At 75.3% G+C, this 3,264-nt stretch carries 4 protein-coding genes; 3 read left to right on the top strand and 1 reads right to left on the bottom strand.

The window, feature by feature from the left end:
• A partial coding sequence (locus tag DZG00_RS13845; protein ID WP_119455737.1) for a BglG family transcription antiterminator occupies positions 1–743 on the bottom strand: 743 nt, incomplete at its 3' end.
• Positions 744–953: 210 nt separating this feature from the next.
• Here DZG00_RS13845 and DZG00_RS13840 point away from each other — a divergent pair.
• The 3 genes from DZG00_RS13840 to ptsP form a co-directional block, all read left to right on the top strand.
• Positions 954–1,334: a PTS sugar transporter subunit IIB gene (locus DZG00_RS13840; protein WP_119382917.1), complete on the top strand. Its 381-nt coding sequence runs from the start codon at positions 954–956 to the stop codon at positions 1,332–1,334.
• Positions 1,335–1,426: 92 nt separating this feature from the next.
• Positions 1,427–1,693 (top strand): HPr family phosphocarrier protein, encoded by a 267-nt coding sequence (locus DZG00_RS13835; protein ID WP_012039282.1) that lies wholly within the window; start codon positions 1,427–1,429, stop codon positions 1,691–1,693.
• Positions 1,690–3,264 (top strand): phosphoenolpyruvate--protein phosphotransferase (gene ptsP / locus DZG00_RS13830; RefSeq protein ID WP_119455736.1); only part of this gene is annotated, 1,575 nt, incomplete at its 3' end. The genes DZG00_RS13835 and ptsP, both read left to right, overlap by 4 nt.

Raw genomic sequence — 3,264 nt, 5'->3', positions numbered from 1 at the left:
TCGGCCGATGCCGCGTCACCGGCGGTCGGATGGGCGGCGTCGAGCGCGCCGCCCGCGGCGGGATCCGCGTCCGCGCGCCGCGGCGACCTCGCGAGCCGGTCGACCGCGATCGCCACGTGCAGCAGCACGTTGTCGACGCCGTACTCGTTGACGAAGAACCCGCCCTCCGTGAGCTCGCGGACGATGTCCGTCTTGAAGGCGCGGAGCGAGTCGGACGCGAACTCCCGCTGCACCGTCTCCAGCGGCAGGAAGCCCTGCGCGCTCTCGTCGCGGAACATGCGCGACAGCAGCCGGCGGAAGTCGCGCTCCGAGCCCTCGAGGACGACGGTGGATCCCGTGCGGCGGAGGGCGAGCCCGGCGTCCTCCACGAGGGTGCGCACCTTGCGGAGGTCCGCCTCGACCGTGGACTCGCTCACGTGCAGCTCGGCGGCGAGCGCGAAGACGTCGAGGCCGTCGGGTGCGTCACCGAGGCGGCGGACGAGCGCGTGCATGCGGTCGCGGGGCGTGCCCTGCGGATCCGCGGTCGTCCGGGAGCCGAGGTGGCGGGCGTAGCTGCCGGCGTCGATCCGGTAGCCGTCGGGGGAGGAGGCGATGGCGACGGTCGAGCGCTCCCGCACCGCCTGCACGTAGGTGCGGACGCTGCGGGTCGTGACGCCGAGGCGGTCCGCGAGCTCGCCGGCCTCGACCCAGCGGTCGGCCGTGGACAGGTAGTCCAGCAGCCTCTCGTGGTTCTCGCTCAGCATGATCGTCTCCCTGCGCGGAGGCTCCCGTCCCCTCAGCCGCGGACGGAGCGTTCCGCTCTCCGGACGAGTCAACCATCCGCGCCCGCCCGGGATGCCCGCCGCGGCGGGCGCGAGCGCCGTCTTCCTACCCCGCGGAAGCGGATCTGGTGGCACCCGCCGCCCGCCGCGGAGCACCATGGGACGACCAGCGACGACGCGAGGAGGCACAGCATGACCGGGAGGATCCTCGTCGTCTGCGGCTCCGGCGCATCCAGCACCTTCCTCGCCCAGCGCCTCCGCGCCCTCGCCGAGGCCGACGGGATCGAGATCGAGGCCGTCGCCGGATCCCTCGCCCAGGTGCGCCTCGACGCCGCCGGAATGGACGTCGTCCTCCTCGGCGCCCACCTCGCCGACCGCCTCGACGCCGTGCGCGAAGCCGCCGCCGACGAGGGCGCGACCGCCGTGCTCCTCGACGCCGACGCCTCACGCCCCGAGGGCGCGCGCGCCGCGCTCGACCGGGCCCTCGCCGCCATGCGCCAGGGCGCCCGCTCGCTCCGCCTCGCACCGGGCCTCCACGGCCGCCCCCTCGGAGGATCCCCGCCCATCGCCTGAACCCGGCGCCCGCGCCGGCCCCGCACGACCCGCAGCACCGCACGATGACCGCCACCAGGGCCCCGACGACGGGGCCGACAGAAGGAGCCACCATGGCAGAACGCACCGTCACCATCGCCTCGTCGCACGGGCTGCACGCCCGCCCCGCCTCGCTGTTCACGCAGGCCGCCGCGAAGGCCGGGATCCCCGTGCAGCTCGCCAAGGGCGACCGCAGCGTCAACGCCGCGAGCATCCTCGGCGTGATCTCCCTGGGCGTCGACACGGGCGACGAGGTCGTCGTCTCCGCCGAGGGCGAGAACGCGGAGCAGGTCGTCACCGACCTCGCGACGCTCCTCGAGTCCGACCTGGACGCCGCATGAGCTCCCGCACGCTCCAGGGCATCGGCATCGGCCGGGGATCCGCCGTCGGTCCCGTGGTCCGCATGCCCGACCCGCTGCCCGAGCCCGCCGACACCGCGAGCACCCTGACCGCCGACGAGGAGCGCATCCGCGTGAGCGCGTCGCTCGCCGCGACGGCCGCCGACATCCGCATCCGCGGGGAGAAGGCCGGCGGCGCCGCCAAGGACGTGCTCGAGGCGCAGGCGTTCATGGCCGAGGACCCGACGCTCGTCGACGACATCACCGCGCGCCTCGCCACGGGCCGCACCGCCGAGCGCGCCGTCCACGAGGCGTTCGCGGGCTTCCGCGACCTGCTCCTCAGCATGGGCGGCTACATGGGGGAGCGCGCCACCGACCTCGATGACGTCTCGCAGCGCGTCGTCGCGCACCTGCAGGGCGTCGCCGCCCCCGGCGTGCCGGATCCCGACCACGCCTTCGTGCTCGTCGCCCGCGACCTCGCGCCCGCCGACACCGCGCTGCTCGACCTCGACAAGGTGCTCGCCCTCATCACGACCGACGGCGGCCCCACCTCGCACACCGCGATCCTCGCCCGCGAGAAGGCCATCGTCGCGGTGGTCGGCGTCGCCGCGGCCGCCGACCTGGCCGACGGCGAGACCGTCGTGGTCGACGCGCTCACGGGCGCCGTCACCGTCGCCCCGACGCCCGAGGAGGAGTCCGCCGCGCGCGACGCCATCGCCGCCCGGAAGGCGCGCGTCGACGTCCCCACCGGACCGGGCGCGCTCTCCGACGGCACCGCGATCCCGCTGCTCGCCAACCTCGGATCCGCCGACGGCGCGGCCGACGCGGTCGAGAAGGGCGCCGAGGGCGTCGGCCTCTTCCGCACCGAGTTCCTCTTCCTCGACGCCACGAGCGCGCCGACCGTCGACGAGCAGCGCGAGCACTACACGCGCCTGCTCGAGGCGTTCCCCGGCCAGAAGGTCGTCGTGCGCGCGCTCGACGCCGGTGCCGACAAGCCGCTGAGCTTCCTCAACGACGCCGACGAGGAGAACCCGGCCCTCGGCCTCCGCGGCCTCCGCGCGCTGCGGGCCAACGAGCAGATCCTCCGCGACCAGCTCACCGCGCTCGCGCAGGCCGACGCCGCCACCGACGCCGACCTGTGGGTCATGGCGCCCATGGTCTCGACGGTCGAGGAGGCGCGGTACTTCACGGCCCTCGGGCGCGAGTTGGGCCTGAGGACCGTCGGCGTGATGGTCGAGGTCCCGTCCTCCGCGCTGCTGGCCGACCGGATCCTCGCCAACGCCGACTTCGCGAGCATCGGCACCAACGACCTCACGCAGTACACGCTCGCGGCCGACCGGCTGCTGGGATCCGTGGCCGCGTTCCAGGACCCGTGGCACCCCGCCGTCCTCCGCCTCGTGCAGGAGGTCGGCACCGCCGGCCGCGCGCTCGGCAAGCCCGTGGGCATCTGCGGCGAGGCCGCGGCCGACCCGCTGCTCGCCGTCGTGCTCGTCGGCCTCGGCGCCACCAGCCTCTCGATGTCGCCCGCGGCCCTCGCCGACGTGCGCGCCGAGCTCGCCCTCCACACGCGCGAG

This window comes from Clavibacter lycopersici, from assembly GCF_003576405.1.
GTDB classification, from domain to species: domain Bacteria; phylum Actinomycetota; class Actinomycetes; order Actinomycetales; family Microbacteriaceae; genus Clavibacter; species Clavibacter lycopersici.
This window is presented reverse-complemented; position numbering and strand designations above follow the sequence as displayed.

What these genes read in the sequence shown, in the direction of transcription:
- DZG00_RS13840 (WP_119382917.1), top strand. Translation starts at nt 954, where the DNA reads ATGACCGGGAGGATCCTCGTCGTCTGCGGCTCCGGCGCATCCAGCACC.
- DZG00_RS13835 (WP_012039282.1), top strand. Translation starts at nt 1,427, where the DNA reads ATGGCAGAACGCACCGTCACCATCGCCTCGTCGCACGGGCTGCACGCC.